The organism is Streptomyces sp. NPDC013157 (assembly GCF_042899865.1).
Classification (GTDB): Bacteria; Actinomycetota; Actinomycetes; order Streptomycetales; family Streptomycetaceae; genus Streptomyces.
This window is the reverse complement of the sequence record NZ_JBIBAK010000001.1, coordinates 950191-965461: the sequence shown is the minus strand read 5'-3', so window position 1 is coordinate 965461 and position 15271 is coordinate 950191. Positions and strand designations below refer to the sequence as shown.

The following is a 15271-nucleotide window of genomic DNA, read 5'->3' as shown; positions in this document are numbered from 1 at the left end:
CGGTGGCCGCCGGGCGGGCGCGGGCCGGTTCAGCAGACCACGTCGGCACCCACCAGGTAGGCCAGGATCTCCTCGGTCACGTCGCGGCGCAGGGAGACGGCCGCGGCTGCCTCCCGGACGTCCAGCGGCCGGTGCAGAGTGGCCACCAGGGCCGTGGCCTCCGGGCGGTGCAGTCGCACGCGGTGCGCGGAGCGCGGGGAGGCCAGGACCGGCTCGCCGTGTTCCCGGCGGCACACGACGCCGGGCGCGAGCCGCACCCGGACCTCGCCGGACGGCCGCGCCGGACGGAACGCGGCGGAACCGGCCGAGCAGTACACGGACAGCAGCGGGCCGCGCGGGTCGTCGTAGCCCAGGGTGTGCACCACGAGTTCCGCGATGCACCGCAACGACCACATCAGTTCGGCCACTTCGCCGCAGCTGCCGCTGTCGCCCGGCCGCACCGGCACTCCGGTGAGGTTGTCCAGCCGCACCGGCCCCAGTGTCATCCGGTCCAGCGCGTTGCGCACCAGCAGCCCGGGCCGGTACAGGCTCCTGACCTCCGTGCCGCGGCGCAGCACGACGGACCCGTCGGCGCGGCCCTCCACGACGACCTCGTCGAGCAGGGACCACAGGGGGAGCGTCAAGGCGTCGGACGTCCGGGTCTCGGTGATGTCGGGCATGTCATCTCCTAGTCGGGCGCCCAAGTCCGACGAGTGTGGATCAGAGCGTGCCGCGGGGGCAGTGAGCCGTTCAGCCTCCGGGTGTGAATTCCTCATATGAGCAATTCCCGTCGCAGATCATGAGGAACGGTCTACGGCCGGGATGCCGATCGGTGCGAGGCTCCCGGCAAGATGGATGCGTTTCCGGACGCCCGACCTCACAGGTCCGTCAGGAGAACAGGGGAGATCCACGTGGAGATCAAGGTCCTTGGCCCGTTGCTCGTCCAGGAGCACGGTGTGTCGATCGTGCCCAGCGCCGGCAAACCCCGGCAGATCCTCGCACTGCTCGCCCTGCGCGCGGGCCGTGTCGTGCCGGCGCCCGTGCTGATGGAGGAGATCTGGGGCGACCAGCTGCCGCGCAGCGCGACCACCACGCTGCAGACCTACATACTCCAGCTGCGCCGCAAGATAGCGTCGGCGCTCGGTCGCGATGCGGGCCGTGGCGCCAAGGACGTACTGAGGACCTGCTACGGCGGTTACCGCCTGGACGCCGCCGAGTTGTGCTCCGACTTCGCCGAGTTCGAGCACAAGGCGGCCCGGGGCGGGGAGGAGCTGGAGGCCGGGGACGCGGCGGCCGCGTCGGTGCTGCTGGCCGGGGCGCTCGAACTGTGGCGCGGTCCCGGCCTGGTGGACGTGCCCACCGGCGAGGTGCTGTCCGTCGAGCTGATCGGCATGGAGGAGTCCCGGCTGCGGGTCCTCGAACAGCGCATCGAGGCGGATCTGCGGCTGGGGCGGCACGCGGCGCTGCTGTCCGAGCTGGGGATGCTGGCGGCCAGGTATCCCATGAAGGAGAGCCTGTGCGCCCAGTTCATGCTGGCGCTGTACCGCTCGGGCAACGCCTGGCGGGCGCTGGAGGCGTTCCAGCGGATGCGCGGCACGCTCATCGAGGAGCTCGGGATCGAGCCGTCGCCGCGGCTGCAGCGGCTGTACCGGGCGATGCTGTCCGCGGACCCGTCCCTCGAACCGCCGCTGGCCGCGGCGCACTGAGCACGGCCGCGGCCAGGGCGGCGTCGAGCCCCGGTGACGACGGGTGCGGACCGGGCCCGAGGGCCAGGGCCAGCAGGTGATCACCGGCCACACCGCGGGTACGGAACCGCCAGCCCGGTGCATCGACGAGAGCCCCGTCGGCGGTGACCAGCCGAACGGGGCCGTCCGCGTCCGCGGACGCGGACGCGGTGGCCCGCTCCTGGGGGAGCGGGGCGAACCCGAAGGACGCGAAGGGCAGTCTGAGGCCGTGGCCCAGGGCCTTGGCGTAGGCCTCCTTGAGGGTCCACAGGCGCAGCAGGGCCCGGGCGCGGTGCGGGTCCGGCAGCTGGGCCAGCGCCGCCAGTTCGTGCGCCGTCAGGACCTCGGCGCCGAGTCCGGCGACCGGGCGCGTCGCGGACTCCACATCGACGCCGACCCGTCCTGAGCGGCTCAGCGCGACCACGGCCAGGTCGCCGGTGTGACTCACGCTCACGTCGAGCTCCTCGCAGCCGCGCAGGAAGGGCCGGCCCTCCGGCGCGCGCGCCACGTCGATGTCCGCGGGCGCGGCACCGAGCGCGTGCGCCGCGGCGTGGCGCAGCAGCAGCCGGGAGGTCACGAACGCCGGCCGCCTGCGCCCGGACAGCGCTGCGGCCCGCGTGAACTCCCGCTGGGAAAGTCCGAGTTCGCGCTCGTCCCCGACCTGCCAGTCCGGTGTCCGGCTCCACAGCACGGTATGCCCGAACCTTTCGAGGGCGGCGCCGAGTTCCTCCCACGGGGCGTCCGGCCCGGCGACTCGGGCCGGCCCCGGCACGGGCCCGGCGGCGACCGCGGCCCCGGGGTGCGCGGCGGTGCCGGCGTGCGTGCGGTCGCCGGTCACGGCCGCCTCCCGGTGCCGGACAGAGGGGAGGCGTACAGGTCGAGGGTCGTGTCGTCGCGGCACCGGGTCAGGACCTCCTGGAGGACGGTGTCGTCCCGTCGGCCGCTGCCGGGCGCCGGGGGGAGGGCGAGGCGGTGCGCGATACGGGCCAGGGCGGCGGTGAGCCACGCCGGGTCGGCGAGGAAGCCCGGGGGCGCGTTGCGTGCCACGCCGAGGCAGCAGGCCGCCGCGTGCAGCAGGGCGTAGCGGTCGGCGGCCGCGCGCAGGGCCGGTGCGGACCCCAATGCCCGCGCGCCGGCGAACTCCGCGCGTACCACGGAGGCTTCGCGGGCCAGCAGCCGTACGAGTGCGCCGAGCGGGCCGGACAGGCCCTCGGCGGGCAACCGCGGATCGAACCAGGCTGCGGGGGCCGTGACCGGTCGGACCCCCGGCGGAGTCGGCGGGCCGTCCGGCGCGTGCACGGCCTCCGGCAGAACGGCCGCGTGGTGCTCCCCGCGGGCCGACAGCGCGGTGAGCACACCCAGACTTCCCGGCCCGTGGCGCGACGGCGCGGCGAGCCCCCGCAGCCGGGCGCGTATCGTGCCGAACGCGCCGTACGCGGTGTGGGCGTGCCGGCCCAGCACCGGTACGAGGCCCTCGGCGCCGTCCCGCAGCAGCCGCGGCCCCAGATGTCCGGCCACGGCCGACAGCGCCGTCGCCTGCGCCGGCGCGAGCTCCAGGGCGCGTTCGGCCGTCGTCACCAGGCAGTCCACGACGAGCAGTTCGAGGAAAGCGGCCGTCACCGCACGCCGGGTGAGCGAGGACTCCAGCGGACGCACACCGGCGGCCCCGGCGGCGTCGACGACCTCGCGGAGCACGGTGTCGGCGGTGCCGATGCCCGCCGACACGAACAAGGGCCAGCCGAAACGCAGAGCGTCCAGCAACACCTGGGCACCGTGCTCCGGCGCCCCCAGGAAGGAGCCCTCCGCGGCGCCGCGGACCACCAGGCGCGCCGTGAGCGAGGCGCCCGCGAGGGCGGGCCCGGCCGGGGCGAACTCCACATACCCGGCGGTTCCCTCGAGATCGCTTCCGCCCACCGGTGCCTCGGGCAGGAGCAGCGTGAGGCGGCCGCCCGCGAGGACGGCCCGGGTCGCGATCGCGCGCTGCTCCGGCGTGCCGTGCTCCTCCACGGCGGCGAGCGCGACGGCGGGACCGACGCCCCGGGTGACGGCCGCGCGGCCGTCCCGCCGCGCCACCGCGCGTACCCACCGGGCCGGGACGCCGACCCGTACCGGCCCGCCCCCGGAACCCACCGAGACCGGTTCCGGCCGCTCCGGCCCGGCCTCCACCCTCACACCCCGTCCCCGCCCTCCGGGCCGCACCGGGCCTCCTCCTCAGAACATCTGGTCGTGTGTGATCCGCCGCGAGCGGGTGCGGATCGTGCCGTCTTCCGTCTCGACCAGTACGTCGTGCACGACGCAGCTCGGGGCGATCTCCGGCTTGCCGCCGGGACGGACGGTGACCACGAGGGCGTAGGTGGTGGACAGGAGCTCGCCGTCCGGGCCCGGTACCAGCGCGACGTGTCCGAACCAGTGCCGCCGCTGCACCGGGTCGCCGTCGAACCGCTTGTGGAACTCGACCAGTTCGGCCACGATCCCGGGCCGGGTGCGCGCCGGTTCCACGCCGGGCGAGTGCTGGAAGGTGCCGTCCTCGGTGAAGGTCGCCGCATAGTCCTCGAACCGCAGCGAGTCGAGTGCCTGCATCTGATGGGCGTAGAAGTGCTGCACGCGTGCGTACAGCTCCGGCGTCACCCGCGCGGCCCGCTCGGCCGGCGAGTGGCCGCTGGTCATGGCGGTCTCCGTGCTGGTCATGGCTGTCTCCCGGAGGCAAGTGGTGGGCACGAACGGCCACTCACGTTCGCCCCCGCCCCTAGAACCCGGCTCGAGGAACGGCGGTCAAGGCCGCTTCGAGCCCCCTTCGAGAACACCTGCGCAGGCTCGGACCGCAGACCGCACACGAGGAGGCAGCATGAGTGAGTCCGCGCGGCCGGTGGCCCTGGTCACCGGCGCGACCAGCGGGATCGGCCTGGAGGTGGCGAGCCGACTCGCCGGTCTCGGCGCCCGCGTGTACCTGTGTGCCCGCGGCCAGGAGCAGCTGACCGAGACCGTCAAGTCGCTTCAGGAGCAGGGCTACGACGCCGACGGCACGGTGTGCGACGTGTCCGACCCCGCGCAGATCCGCGCCTTCGTGCGCGCCGCGGTGGAGCGCTACGGACCGGTGGACATCCTCGTGAACAACGCCGGCCGCAGCGGCGGCGGCGCCACCCACGAAATCCCCGACGAGCTGTGGTTCGACGTCGTCAACACCAACCTCAACAGCGTCTTCCTGATGACGAAGGAGGTCCTGACCACCGGCGGGATGCTCGCGAAGGAGCGCGGCCGGATCGTCAACATCGCCTCCACCGGCGGCAAGCAGGGCGTCGTGCACGCCGCCCCCTACTCCGCCTCCAAGCACGGCGTGGTCGGCTTCACCAAGGCGCTGGGCCTGGAACTGGCCCGTACCGGCATCACCGTCAACGCCGTCTGCCCCGGCTTCGTCGAGACGCCCATGGCCGAACGGGTGCGCACCCACTACGCCGGGATCTGGCAGGTCAGCGAGGAGGAGACCTTCGACCGCATCACCGGCCGGGTGCCGCTGGGCCGCTATGTGGAGACCCGCGAGGTCGCCGCGATGGTCGAGTACCTGGTCGGCGACGACGCGGCAGCCGTCACCGCGCAGGCCCTGAACGTCTGCGGCGGCCTGGGCAACTACTGAGCCCCGCCCGGGCAGCCCCGGGCGCCGCGCCCCGATCCCGCGAACGGCCCGGCACAACCCACGAAGAGAGGTACGGCACCCATGACCGTGCAGACCGGCACCCCGCGGCGGGTGCACTTCGTCGACGACTTCGCCCACGGGCTGGACCACACCGGCCCCGGCGCGTCCTGGCGGCTGCGCGACACCCACATCGGGGCGGGCGGCGACGGAGTCGTCGGGCGCGGCGAGGACGGTGTGGTGATCGTGCCGAGGAGCGTCCATCCGGGCACCGGGGAACCGGCGTTCACCCCGTCCGAGGGCCCCGAACCGCCGGACGCCTTCCTGCGCTGGACCGCCTACCTGGAGACGACCGCGTCCACCGGCTTCGCCGGCTTCGACGTCTCGCCGGAGCGGACCCTGACCGTCGAGGCCGAGCTCGCGGTACGCGCCTACGGCACCTGGGGCGCACCCGCGTCGGGCGCCGCCGCGGATCCGGCCGGGGACGTCGGGCGCGGAGCGGGGGCACTGATGACCTTCGACCGCGAGACCGGCATGGTCTTCGACTTCTGCCTCACCGGCAGCGCCGTGTACGCGCTGTACGAACGGCTGCCCCGGGCGGGCCGCGACGAGCGCGCGTTCTCCGTCGCCGTGCCGCTGTGCGACGTACGGCCCGGCCGCCCGCACCACTGCGCCCTGACCCACGACCCGGCGGCGGGCACCGTCCGCTGGGTGGTCGACGGGCGGCACACGCTCACCGTGGGCGACCTGGGCCACCAGCAGTTCGACGGAGCCTTCGTGCTGTGGGAGCTGCCCGGCGAGGAACGCGCGGCCGCCCCGCGCCAGCTCGCCGTCGGGCTGACCACCATGGCCGCGTCCGTGCACGGCCAGGGCATCCGCCTGGGCGTGCGCCGGGTCGCCGTCCACAGCACGTCCCGCTGACCCCCACGACGAGCGGCCGGTCGTCCATCCCCGGCGCCCGGCCGCCGCGCCCCCCGACCGGGGGGCCTCCTCCCGAGCGCACCGCCGGGCCGCGATCCGGTCCGGCGGTGCGCTCCGGCGTATCCACCCCGCATCCACCCGAAGGAGTTCACAGCATGACCGACGACAAGCGCGTGGCCCTCGTGACGGGATCCACCTCCGGCATCGGCGCCGCGGTGGCCGTACGGCTGGCCGCCGCGGGGATCCGCGTGGTGATCAACTCGGCGCGTTCCGCGGACGCCGGGCGCCGGTTCGCCGGATCGCTGCCCGAGGCGACGTACATCCAGGCCGACATCTCGGACGAGGGCGAGGCGCGCCGGCTGGTCGCCGAGGCGGTCGCCGGGTACGGCCGGCTCGACATCCTGGTCAACAACGCGGGCACCACCAGGGTGATCCCGCACTCGGACCTGGAGGCGGCCCACGCGGGCGTCTGGCGCGAGATCCTCGACCTGAACGTCATCGGCACCTGGACGACCACGGTGGCAGCCATGCCGCACCTGCGTGAGTCCGCCGACGGTGTGGTCGTCAACATCTCCTCCGTGGCGGGCAGCAGGCCCGCGGGCAGCTCCGTCCCGTACGCCGTGAGCAAGGCCGCGATCGAGCACATGACCCGGCTGCTGGCCAACACCGCGGGACCGCAGGTCCGGGTCAACGCCGTGGCGCCCGGGCTCATCGAGACGCCGTGGACCAAGGACTTCACGGCGATCGCCGAGCACGTGCGGGAGAACACCCCGCTGCGCCGGGTGGGCACCCCCGAGGACGTCGCCGCGTCCGTGCACGGGCTGATCGAGTCGCCCTACACGACCGGCGCGGTCCTGTCCGTGGACGGCGGCGCGCACCTGCTGTGACCCGTGCGCGAGCGCACACGGCGAAGGCCCGGCGGTCCTCCTTCGGACCACCGGGCCTTCGCCTTCCCGGCAGGGGCCGCCTCAGGCGGTACGCGCCACGGCCCGCTTGCGGCGGCCCGCCGCGAACGCGTCGGCGTGCTCGATCGTCGTACGGCTGTTGCGCCCCAGGGCGTCGCGCAGGTACTCCCGGGCCTCGGCGAGCGTGGCGTGCTCACCGAGCACCTCGGACACGGCCTCCGGGTCGAGCGCCACGGTGTGACGGGCGGTCACCACCGGGCCGCCGGGCCCGTCGGCGAAGGTCCACAGGCCGCTGTGCCCCAGCAGCAGCCGAGGCGTGATCAGCTGCTTGTACGCGATCCACTCGCCGGTCCGGCACACCCGCAGCGAGCGCGTGGTGTGCGCCGAGCCGTCCGAGGTCACCGTGTCCATCTCCAGCTCCTGCACCCCCGGTGAGGGCTCGGCGAGCCGGACCCGGCCCACGTGCGGCAGCAGCCGGGCCCACCGGTCGGCCCGGTGGACGAACGTGTAGGCGTCCGCCGCCGGCCCGGTGAGGCGGACGGTGTCCGTGAAGGAGAACACGAGGTCGTCCACCGGGTGCCCGTACAGCGCGAGCCGGGCCAGCGCGGCCAGCTCCTCGGGGCTGTTGCGGTCCAGTCCCTGCAGGATCCACGCCACGGACTGCGGGTCGTCGTCGACGGCGGAGAAGGTGTGCCGGAGCACGATCTCCGTGCGCGTCGGCGACAGCCTGCGGAACAGCCACTCGCCGCGCATCGAGGCGATCGGGGCCCGGCTGCGGACCTGGGCGAAGGTCACGCGCAGCCGGTCGGGGTCCAGGGTCCGCTGCGAGACCCAGCTGCCGACCTCGCCGTTGACGACGGCCCACAGCTCGAACCGCTCGGCCCGCTCCTCGCGCAACTGGTGCTGCACGTGCACGCTCGGCCCGAACAGGGCGGGCCAGCGGGTGACGTCGGCCGCCAGGCCGTAGAGCTCGGCGGCCGGCGCGTCCACGGTCAGGGTGTGCTCGGTGTGGTGAAGACGTTGCTCCGTCATGGCGTTCTCTCCTCGCCGGCCCGCTCAGGCGGCCGCGGTCAGGCTGCCGTTGACCAGGCCGAGGAGCGCCCGCGGGGTCTCCACCTCGGTGATCTCGTCGTCGGGTATGACCACGCCGAACTCCTTCTGGATGCGGGCCGCGCTCTCCATCAGGGCGAGGGAGTCGTAGCCCAGGTCCTCGAAGGCCGCGTCGAGCGCGGCCGCGTCGTCCGCCAGGCCCTCGTCGAAGCCGGCGCACTCGCGCAGGATGCGGCGCAGATCGTCCAGGGTCATGATCTTCACGATGTGAACTCGCCTTCGTGTCATGGGTGGTGAGATGTCACGTGCGGGCAGGAACGACGGGCGGGCGGACCCGTCGCGGTGCGCGGGCGTGCTCAGAGCCCGGTCGCGCGGACCACGAGGGCCGCGTTGAAGCCCCAGCGGCCCCGCGCGAGCACCAGGGCGGTGCGGACGGGCAGTTCGCGGGGCTCGCCGAGGACCAGGTCGAGGCCGTAGCGCTCGGGTACCTCGGTGGTCCCGGCGGTCGCGGGCAGCACTCCGTCGCGGATGGCGAGCAGGGCCGCCACCACGTCGAGCGGACCGCCTCCCGCGTACAGGCGCCCGGTGAGCGACTTGGGAGCGGTGACCGGGACGCAGCCGGGGCCGAAGACGCCGGCCAGCGCCTCGGCCTCGGCCAGGTCGAGTTCGGGGATGCCGGCCGCGTCGGCGAACACCGCGTCGACCTCGCCGGGCGTCACCCCCGCGTCCGCGAGGGCGAGTTCGACGGCCCGGCGCAGCCGCGGCGGCCGGCCGGAGCCCGGTGCCGGGTCGAACGTGGCCGCGTAGCCCGCGATCTCGCCGTACACCCGCCCCACCCCGCGCTCCCGGGCGGTCTCCGGGTTCTCCACGACCAGGATCGCCCCGCCCTCGCCCGGCACGTAGCCGGCGGCCCGCGCGTCGAACGGCAGATACGCCCGGTCCCGATCCGCGACCGTGGTCACCCGGCCGCCCGCGAGTTGCGAGGCGTAGCCCCACGGGTCGAGCGCCGAGTCGACGCCGCCCGCGACGACCAGGTCGGTGCCCTGCCGTACGGTGCGCCGCGCGTGTCCGAGAGCGTCGAGACCTCCGGCCTGCTCGCCGACCAGGGCGGCGCTCGGCCCGCGCATGGTGTTGCGGATCGAGATCTGCCCGGTGTTGACCGCGTAGAACCAGGCGAACGACTCGTAGACGCTGACGTGTTCGGGCCCACGGGTCCACAGCTTGCGGAACTCCTGGTGGGTGAACGCGAACCCGCCGGTGGCGTTCGACGTCACCACGCCCTTGGCGTAGTCGGTGAGCGTCTCCGGCGTCACGTCCGCGTCGGCCAGCGCCCAGTCGGAGGCGGCGAGCGCCAGCCGGGTCGACAGATCCGTCTGCGGGAGCAGCCGCCCGGGCAGGTGGTCCTCGGCCCGGAAGTCGGTGATCTCGCCGGCCAGCCGGGACGGGAACCGGCTGGTGTCGAACCGGCCGAGCTCCCTGATCCCGTTGACGCCCGCCAGCACGGCCTTCCAGTACGCCTCCGTGCCCAGCCCGTTGGGGGCGGTGACCCCGAGGCCGGTGACGACGGCCCGGGTGGCCGGGGCGCGGACGGCGGGGACCTCGACGGTGGTCGCGGTCATGCGCGGGCTCCTTCCGGACGCTGCAGCACCATGGCGCTCTGGAAGCCGCCGAAGCCGCTGCCCACGGTCAGCACCGTGTCCAGCCGCCGCTCCCGCGCGGTGAGCGGGACGTAGTCGAGGTCGCACTCGGGGTCGGCGGTGTGCAGGTTCGCCGTCGGCGGGACGACGCCGTGCTCGATCGCCAGGGCGCAGGCGGCGATCTCGATCGACCCGATGGCGCCCAGCGAGTGGCCGACCATCGACTTGATGGAACTGACCGGCACGTCGTACGCGTGCTGCCCGAGGCTCCGCTTGAAGGCGGCCGTCTCGTGCCGGTCGTTCTGCTTGGTTCCCGAGCCGTGCGCGTTGACGTAGTCGACGGAGGTGGCGTCGGTACGGGCCTGCCCGAGGGCCACCCGGATCGCCTCGGCCATCTCCCGGCCGTCCTTCTTCAGACCGGTCATGTGGTACGCGTTCGAGCGCGTCGCATAGCCGGTGATCTCGGCGTAGACGTGCGCGCCGCGGGCCCGGGCGGACTCGTACTCCTCCAGGACGAACATGGCGGCGCCCTCGGCGAGCACGAAGCCGTTGCGGGAGCCGTCGAAGGGGCGCGAGGCGTGTTCGGGGTCGTCGTTGCGGGTCGTGGTCGCCTTGATCGCGTCGAAGCAGGCCACGACGATCGGCGAGATGGGGGTGTCGGCGGCGCCCGCGACCATCACGTCCACGCTGCCCTCGCGGATCAGCTGGGCCGCGTACCCCACCGCGTCGAGGCCCGAGGTGCAGCCGTCGGAGACCATCGTCACCGGGCCTTCGGCGCCCGCCGCCCAGGCGATCTCCGCGGGCATCACGCCCGGGCTGAGGTAGTCGAACATGTGGGGCGACAGATAGCCCGGGTCGACGACCCACTCCTGGCCGCCCCCGGACATCACCAGGTACTCGCGCTCCAGGCTGGTCGCGGAGGCGACGGCGCTGCCCAGGCTGACGCCGACGCGGTGCGGCTCGGGGTGGCCGGGCTGCGCCGAGCCCGGCTCCAGACCGCTGTCGGCGAGGGCGTCACGGGTACAGGCGACCGCGAACTGGGTGGCGCGGTCCATGCGCCGCAGTTCGCGGGGCGTGAACCCCTCGGCACGGGCATCGAAGTCGACTTCACCGGCGACCTGCGAGCGGAACGGGGACGGGTCGAAGAAGGAGATGCGCCGGGTGGCCGTACGGCCCGCGGTCAGCAGGTCCCAGAACTCCTTCGTTCCGGAACCGCCCGGTGCACGCACCCCGATGCCGGTGAGCACCACACGCCGGGTCACCGCACACCTCCTGTGCGCCTGAGGTCGGACAAGGGCATCGCGTCGTCTTCCTTTCACTCGCCGGCGCCGGGCGGTCCCCGGGCCAGGTCAGGCTGCGGCCCCACCCTTGAGAGCGGCTCGAAACGGGGTGGGGCTCGCATCCCGTCCACCGGGCCCTAGCGGCGGTCGAGCCCGCTTCGAGCCCGGACGCACACGCTGGCGCCCCGTCCTCACAAGGAGGTGTGCCGCATGCCCGGCCCCAACCCAGCGGAGCGTCTCGTCGCTCTCGCCGCGGACCACGCAGACAAGGCGGAGGCCGACCGGCGGCCGACGCCGGAGGTGGTGCACGCCGTGCGCGAGGCCGGCTTCGCGCGTCACTTCGTGCCGGCCCGCTGGGGCGGCACACAGGGCACGTTCCGACGGTTCCTCGACACCACGGCCGAGGTCGCCGTGGCGGACCCCTCCGCCGCCTGGGTGGCGTCGATCGCCGCCTCGCTCGGCCGGATGGCCGGCTTTCTGCCGGAGGCCGGGCAGCGTGCGGTGTGGGCCGGGAACCCGGACGCCCTGGTGGTCGGCGCACTGCTGCCCGGCGGCGAGGCCACGGCGGTCGCCGGCGGCTGGCTGCTGAGCGGTCGCTGGGCGTTCGTCAGCGGCATCGACCACGCGGACCACGCCCTGCTGTGCTGCCCGGTCCCGGTGGACGGCGACCGCCGGGAGGTGCGCTTCCTGCTGGTCCCGCGCTCCGCCTACGAGATCGAGCGCACCTGGTTCACCGTCGGCATGCGCGGCACCGGCAGCGACACGCTGGTGCTGGCCGAGCCGGTCTTCGTGCCGTACGGGCACAGCTTCGCCCGGGAGACCCTGCTGGCCGGGCGGGCCGAGGCGTCGGACGCGCACTGCCACCGGGTGCCGCTGAAGAGCGTGAGCGGACTGTCCTTCGCGGCGCCCGCGCTCGGCGCGCTGGACGGTGCCCTGACGGCCTGGACCGCGAGCCAGGCCGCCCGGCGCGCGGCCCGGGCCGGCGGACTCGGCATGTCAGGGGAGACCACCGCCACCGAGGAGCTGGCGCTGGCCCGGGCGGCGGGGGAGACGGACGCCGCGCGGCTGCTGCTGACGCGGGCCGCCGCCGACGCCGACGAGGGCCGTCCCGACGCCGCCGCGACGGCCCGCGCGCAGCGGGACCACGCGCTGGCGGTCGACCTCCTGGTGGCGGCCGTGGACGGGCTGCTGCGCTCGTCCGGTACCCGGGCGCAGCAGGAGAGCGAGCCGTTGCAGCGCTACTGGCGGGACGTCCACGCGGCGGCCGGTCACGCGGTGCTGCGCTGGGAACCGGCCGCCCGCGCCTACGCGGCGCTGCGGCTGGAGTCCCCGTGACCGGCCGCCCGCGTGCCTCAGAGGGCGGCCGCCCCGACGACCGTGTCGCTGTCGGTGAGCACCGCGTCGAGCAGGCCGGGGAAGCGGCGTTCCAGGTCGGTGCGGCGCAGGGTCAGCATCCGCCGGGAGCCTTCGATGCGGGTGCGGGTCACCCCGGACTCCCGCAGCACGCGCTGGTGGTGCGACATCGTCGACTTGCCGATCTCGATCCCCGCGTCCTGCTGGATCTGGGTGCACGACACCCCGGTCTCCCCGGTACGGGCGATGGCACGCACGATCGCCAACCGGGCCGGTTCGGCGAGGGCGGCGAGCACCTTCGTCAGGACCAGCTCCTCCACCGGCGGATGGAACACCACATCGCTCATGGACGCGAGCATAACTCCGCCTCGCCGCAGTGTTCCAACATCATCGTAATGTTCGACGAAGTTCGAAGTCTTGCGGGAGCATCATGACCGCCACCCACAACTCCCTGCCCGCATCTCCCAAGTTCGTGGTGACAGAGGAGACCCCCTGCGTCGAGTGGACCGTCGAACGCGGCAGGTTCCTGCTGCGCGGCGCCGACACCCGCGGCCTGTTCTCCCTCTTCGAGGTCACCACACCTCCCGGCAGCGGCCCGCCCTTCCACTACCACCGCCACACGGACAAGGCCTTCTACGTCCTGGAGGGCTGCTACGACATCCAGGTCGGCGAGAGCCTCCATCGCACCGCTCCCGGAGGCGTCGTCTACGCCCCCCGCGGCATCGGACACGGCTTCCGCAACGTCGGCGACGCCGAGGGCCGGATGCTCTTCGTCACCACACCCGGCGGCGCCGAGCTGATGTTCGAGGGCCTGGCCGACCTGCTCGCCGGGCCGGGCCCCGCCGACCGCGGGCGCATCGCCGAACTCGTCGAGGCCCACGACACCGTCCACCTCGAACAGCCGCCCGCGACCCGGGTGGGAGGAACCCGATGACCCCGGCTGCCCGTATCCCCTCCGTCGCCCTGGTCACCGGCGCCAACAAGGGCATCGGCCTGCACACCGTCCGCCGCCTCGGCGCCCTCGGCACCACGGTCTTCCTCGCCGCCCGCGACAGGGAACGCGGACGGGCCGCGGCCGCCGCCCTCACGGACGAGGGCGCCGACGTCCGGTACGTCCGGCTCGACGTCACCGACCCCGACTCCGCGAAGGCCGCCGCGGCCGCCGTCGAGGAGACGGCCGGAAGGCTCGACCTCCTCGTCAACAACGCGGGCGTGCTGCTCGACGCGGGCATCCCCGTCCCCGAGGCCACCGCCGACCACCTGCGCCGCACCTACGAGGTCAACGTCTTCGGCGTGGTCACCGTCACCACCGCACTGCTCCCGCTGCTGCGCCGCTCTCCGGCCCCGCGCGTCGTCAACCTCTCCAGCAGCCTCGGCTCCCAGACCGTCAACGCCCAGCAGCCCGAACGCCTCGCGCCCTACCAGCTGCTGGCGTACGGCACGTCCAAGGCCGCCCTGAACGCCGTCACGCTGCAGTACGCCCACGCCCTGCGCCCCGACGGCATCAAGGTCAACGCCGTGGAACCGGGCTATGTCGCCACCGACCTCAACGGCCACTCCGGTCCGGGCTCGCCCGCGGACGCCGCGGAGGCCGTCCTGCGGCTGGCCCTGCTGCCGGACGACGGCCCGACCGGGACCTTCCAGTCGGCCCAGGGCCCCGTGCCGTGGTGAACCAGCCCTCTTTCCCCTCCACTTCCCCTCTCGGCCTCGTCGGAACGTCCGGAGACACGCCATGACCGCCGTCCCCCGCAGGATGCTCGCCGTACCGCTCGACGCATACGGCGGCCCCGACGTCCTGCGCCCCCGCGAACTGCCGATCCCCCGACCCGGCCCGGGCGAGGTCCTCATCACCGCCGAGGCCGTCGGCGTGGGCTTCGCCCAGACCCAGATGCGCGCCGACACCTTCCCCGCCCCCATGTGGCACCCGACCCTGCCGCTGCTGCTCGGCGGTGACGTCGTGGGCACCGTGGCCGAGCTCGGCCCGGGCACCGCCGGCGTCCGCGTCGGCGACCGGGTGGGAGCCTTCCTGATGGAGGGCGCCTACGCCGACCACATGGTGGCCCGGGCCGACTCCCTGGTGCCGGTGCCCGCGGAGCTGGACGCCGCCGAGGCGACCGTCCTGCCCGGCGCGGGCCCCATCGCCGTGGGCGTCCTGGCCACCGCGGGCCTGCGCGAGGGCGAGAGCGTCCTGGTGCACGCGGCGGCGGGCGGCATCGGCCACCTCGCCGTCCAGCTGGCCCGGGCCGCCGGCGCCGGACAGGTCCTCGCCGCCGCGAGCACGCCCGCCAAAAGGGAGTTCGCGGCCGGCCTCGGTGCCGACACGGTCATCGACCCCACGCGCCCCGACTGGCCCGACGCGGTCCGCGAGGCGACCGGCGGCCGCGGCGCCGACGTCGTCCTCGACAGCATCGGCGGCGACGTCCTGCTCGCGGGCGTGCGGGCTCTCGCCCCGGCCGGGCGCCTGGTGTTCTACGGTTCGGCCGGCGGCGGCACCGACATCCCGCGCGTCTCCGTCATGGACCTCATCGCCCTCAAGGCCGTCACCGGCTTCTCCCTCTCGGCCTGGCGCACCGCCCGCCCCGACCAGTACCGCGCCGGACTCGCCGAGCTCACCCGGCGCCTCGGCGACGGCACCCTGCGCCCCGCCGTGCACGCCCGCCTCCCGCTCGACCAGGCCGCCACCGGCCACCGGCTGATCGAGGACCGGGTGCACCGGGGCCGCGTCGTGCTCGTCCCGCGCCCCGCCCCGGCGCCCGGCCGGCCCGCCCCGCAACCCGCCCTCGAACGGAGCTGA

General features: G+C 74.5%; 17 protein-coding genes. 8 read left to right on the top strand and 9 right to left on the bottom strand.

From position 1 onward, the window contains the following. Positions 1 to 29 precede the first annotated feature (29 nt). On the bottom strand, positions 30 to 659 hold the full coding sequence (locus tag ACFY6U_RS04305; protein ID WP_390034994.1) for a hypothetical protein: 630 nt from the start codon (positions 657 to 659) through the stop codon (positions 30 to 32). Between the two features lie 231 nt (positions 660 to 890). Between ACFY6U_RS04305 and ACFY6U_RS04300 the strand changes: the two genes are divergently transcribed. Then, positions 891 to 1685, top strand: a complete 795-nt coding sequence (locus tag ACFY6U_RS04300; protein ID WP_390034993.1) for a BTAD domain-containing putative transcriptional regulator — start codon at positions 891 to 893, stop codon at positions 1683 to 1685. Here the strand turns inward: ACFY6U_RS04300 and ACFY6U_RS04295 are convergent. The 3 genes from ACFY6U_RS04295 to ACFY6U_RS04285 are packed head-to-tail and all read right to left on the bottom strand — an operon-like array spanning position 1579 to position 4391. After that, a complete protein-coding gene (locus ACFY6U_RS04295) occupies positions 1579 to 2541 on the bottom strand; it encodes a 4'-phosphopantetheinyl transferase family protein (protein ID WP_390034992.1) in 963 nt (320 codons plus the stop codon). The genes ACFY6U_RS04300 and ACFY6U_RS04295 overlap by 107 nt on opposite strands. After that, the gene (locus ACFY6U_RS04290) at positions 2538 to 3875 is read right to left on the bottom strand and encodes a hypothetical protein (protein ID WP_390034991.1); all 1338 of its coding nucleotides are present in this window, start codon (positions 3873 to 3875) and stop codon (positions 2538 to 2540) included. The genes ACFY6U_RS04295 and ACFY6U_RS04290 overlap by 4 nt, the downstream gene beginning before the upstream one ends. 39 nt (positions 3876 to 3914) lie before the next feature. After that, positions 3915 to 4391 carry a nuclear transport factor 2 family protein gene (locus tag ACFY6U_RS04285; RefSeq protein ID WP_390034990.1) on the bottom strand — a complete coding sequence of 159 codons (477 nt, stop codon included), beginning with the start codon at positions 4389 to 4391 and terminating at the stop codon, positions 3915 to 3917. A 157-nt stretch (positions 4392 to 4548) separates the two neighbouring features. On the opposite strand from ACFY6U_RS04285, the gene ACFY6U_RS04280 reads away from it, so the two are divergent. The 3 genes from ACFY6U_RS04280 (at position 4549) to ACFY6U_RS04270 (ending at position 7139) form a co-directional block, all read left to right on the top strand. Next, the gene (locus ACFY6U_RS04280; protein WP_390034989.1) at positions 4549 to 5334 is read left to right on the top strand and encodes an SDR family NAD(P)-dependent oxidoreductase; all 786 of its coding nucleotides are present in this window, start codon (positions 4549 to 4551) and stop codon (positions 5332 to 5334) included. A gap of 81 nt (positions 5335 to 5415) precedes the next feature. Then, complete coding sequence (locus ACFY6U_RS04275) at positions 5416 to 6252, top strand: DUF6081 family protein (protein ID WP_390034988.1); 837 nt, start codon at positions 5416 to 5418, stop codon at positions 6250 to 6252. Positions 6253 to 6407: 155 nt separating this feature from the next. Next, entirely contained in the window at positions 6408 to 7139 is a 732-nt protein-coding gene (locus tag ACFY6U_RS04270) for an SDR family NAD(P)-dependent oxidoreductase (RefSeq protein ID WP_390034987.1), read from the top strand. An 81-nt stretch (positions 7140 to 7220) separates the two neighbouring features. Here ACFY6U_RS04270 and ACFY6U_RS04265 read toward each other — a convergent pair whose 3' ends face one another. From ACFY6U_RS04265 to ACFY6U_RS04250, 4 genes are all read right to left on the bottom strand, one after another. Next, positions 7221 to 8189 carry an aromatase/cyclase gene (locus tag ACFY6U_RS04265; protein ID WP_390034986.1) on the bottom strand — a complete coding sequence of 323 codons (969 nt, stop codon included), beginning with the start codon at positions 8187 to 8189 and terminating at the stop codon, positions 7221 to 7223. 24 nt (positions 8190 to 8213) lie between these two features. Next, positions 8214 to 8474 carry an acyl carrier protein gene (locus tag ACFY6U_RS04260; RefSeq protein ID WP_390035202.1) on the bottom strand — a complete coding sequence of 87 codons (261 nt, stop codon included), beginning with the start codon at positions 8472 to 8474 and terminating at the stop codon, positions 8214 to 8216. An 89-nt stretch (positions 8475 to 8563) separates the two neighbouring features. Beyond that, positions 8564 to 9826, bottom strand: coding sequence for a ketosynthase chain-length factor (locus tag ACFY6U_RS04255; protein WP_390034985.1), 1263 nt, complete (start codon positions 9824 to 9826; stop codon positions 8564 to 8566). Continuing rightward, positions 9823 to 11106, bottom strand: a complete 1284-nt coding sequence (locus ACFY6U_RS04250) for a beta-ketoacyl-[acyl-carrier-protein] synthase family protein (RefSeq protein ID WP_390034984.1) — start codon at positions 11104 to 11106, stop codon at positions 9823 to 9825. Before ACFY6U_RS04250 ends, ACFY6U_RS04255 begins: the two co-directional genes overlap by 4 nt. Before the next feature lie 228 nt (positions 11107 to 11334). On the opposite strand from ACFY6U_RS04250, the gene ACFY6U_RS04245 reads away from it, so the two are divergent. Further along, the gene (locus tag ACFY6U_RS04245; RefSeq protein ID WP_390034983.1) at positions 11335 to 12459 is read left to right on the top strand and encodes a hydrolase; all 1125 of its coding nucleotides are present in this window, start codon (positions 11335 to 11337) and stop codon (positions 12457 to 12459) included. A gap of 17 nt (positions 12460 to 12476) precedes the next feature. Here ACFY6U_RS04245 and ACFY6U_RS04240 read toward each other — a convergent pair whose 3' ends face one another. Continuing rightward, complete coding sequence (locus ACFY6U_RS04240) at positions 12477 to 12824, bottom strand: ArsR/SmtB family transcription factor (RefSeq protein ID WP_390034982.1); 348 nt, start codon at positions 12822 to 12824, stop codon at positions 12477 to 12479. Between the two features lie 83 nt (positions 12825 to 12907). Between ACFY6U_RS04240 and ACFY6U_RS04235 the strand changes: the two genes are divergently transcribed. The 3 genes from ACFY6U_RS04235 to ACFY6U_RS04225 all read left to right on the top strand — a co-directional run bounded on the left by ACFY6U_RS04235 (position 12908) and on the right by ACFY6U_RS04225 (position 15271). Further along, positions 12908 to 13411: a cupin domain-containing protein gene (locus ACFY6U_RS04235; protein WP_390034981.1), complete on the top strand. Its 504-nt coding sequence runs from the start codon at positions 12908 to 12910 to the stop codon at positions 13409 to 13411. Beyond that, entirely contained in the window at positions 13408 to 14148 is a 741-nt protein-coding gene (locus ACFY6U_RS04230) for an SDR family oxidoreductase (RefSeq protein WP_390034980.1), read from the top strand. The genes ACFY6U_RS04235 and ACFY6U_RS04230 overlap by 4 nt, the downstream gene beginning before the upstream one ends. 61 nt (positions 14149 to 14209) lie before the next feature. Continuing rightward, positions 14210 to 15271 carry a zinc-binding alcohol dehydrogenase family protein gene (locus ACFY6U_RS04225; RefSeq protein WP_390034979.1) on the top strand — a complete coding sequence of 354 codons (1062 nt, stop codon included), beginning with the start codon at positions 14210 to 14212 and terminating at the stop codon, positions 15269 to 15271.